Annotated in this window: 1 protein-coding gene; it reads right to left on the bottom strand. The window is 38.4% G+C overall.

Going from position 1 to position 1227, the window contains the following annotated elements:
* Positions 1–1227, bottom strand: a 1227-nt coding sequence (locus CYO90_RS10160; protein WP_429827809.1) for a hypothetical protein, incomplete at both ends; no start/stop codon positions are given.

The raw sequence follows: 1227 nt of genomic DNA on the forward strand, positions 1-1227 counted from the left end.
CCCCATATATATTTCAGTTGCTGAAGCCACAAAGTAGGCAAATACTTCGGTGTCTTTTAAAGCTGTGGGTACTCCCTCTCTCCACTTAAACATACTATTCCAGCCAGTTATATTAGTTGCATTATGGACTATAATTACACCACTTTGCCCTATTGCCTCCTCTATTCCCAAAATAGTATAAAAGGGTGCTTTTGATTTTAGAGTTACCTCGAAATTAACATACTCTGATAAATCTATTTGGCTCAGATTAGCAGGCTTATTAAAAGATTTATAGTAATCTTTAATCTGCTTGGTTACATAATCCCAAAGGGCTTTAGCAGGTTGCACATACAGAGCCTGTCTGTTATTCGCCTCGTTTTTGAACAATAAAAAGGCATAAGTACCCAAACTTGCTTGCTGATTGAGTGGGTCAGGCGCAGGGAAAGTAAATGGACTAGCAGAAAAAGCTAAACTCTTAATACTTGAACCATCAGGAGCTTTAAGGACGTAAGCGTGGTCTTTGTACTTACCCTGTGTATCCACATCTGCTTTAAGCAAGTTATTAAATATTGGAGACGTGCTTTTAACATAAGCATTATCTGCATCAGTCTTCTTTATATAGGTATCCCCTAAAGAATTAGTCAAAGCAGTCAGCTCAGTCTTTTTAGCAAACCACTTATCAATCTCTGTCTGAGTATAGGCATTATTTACTCGCATATAGGCAAGGTCAGCATCTGCTGTTTTTACATACCTAGTATCTCCCTTAGCTTCCGTCAGGTATTTACTATCACTTTGAGCTTTAGTATAAGCATCAACCTCTTGGGAGTTTATAAAGTCCTTGATAGACATAGACCTAAGCAAGCCTTCCCCTGTATCTCTTACTATAAATCTCCACTTGTCAGTAGCTAAAGCGTTCTTTATATCGCTCACTTCAGCTTTTGTTGTTGCATTGAGATAAATGTTAGTAGCATAGATATTGCCTTGAGCGTTTCTTCTTACAAGCTTACCATTAGCATTACTCTCAGCTGCGTCGCTCTCTCTTAGCACTCCTTGCAATAGGTTATTAATCTTATTGCTAGAGTAAGTTTGAGCTATGCCTGCTTGGGTATCATTGATAAGCCCTGATTTGTTTAGGTTCTCTAAGCTACTCCTTAAGGTCTCTAGGCTTGCCGTAAGAGTGTTAAGCTCAGTTTGTTTGCCTTTAAAGTCATTAAGGATAGTCTTAATCTCATTTAGAGATGATGTAGC

The organism is Campylobacter concisus, assembly GCF_002913745.1.
In the GTDB taxonomy this organism is placed as follows: domain Bacteria; phylum Campylobacterota; class Campylobacteria; order Campylobacterales; family Campylobacteraceae; genus Campylobacter_A; species Campylobacter_A concisus_R.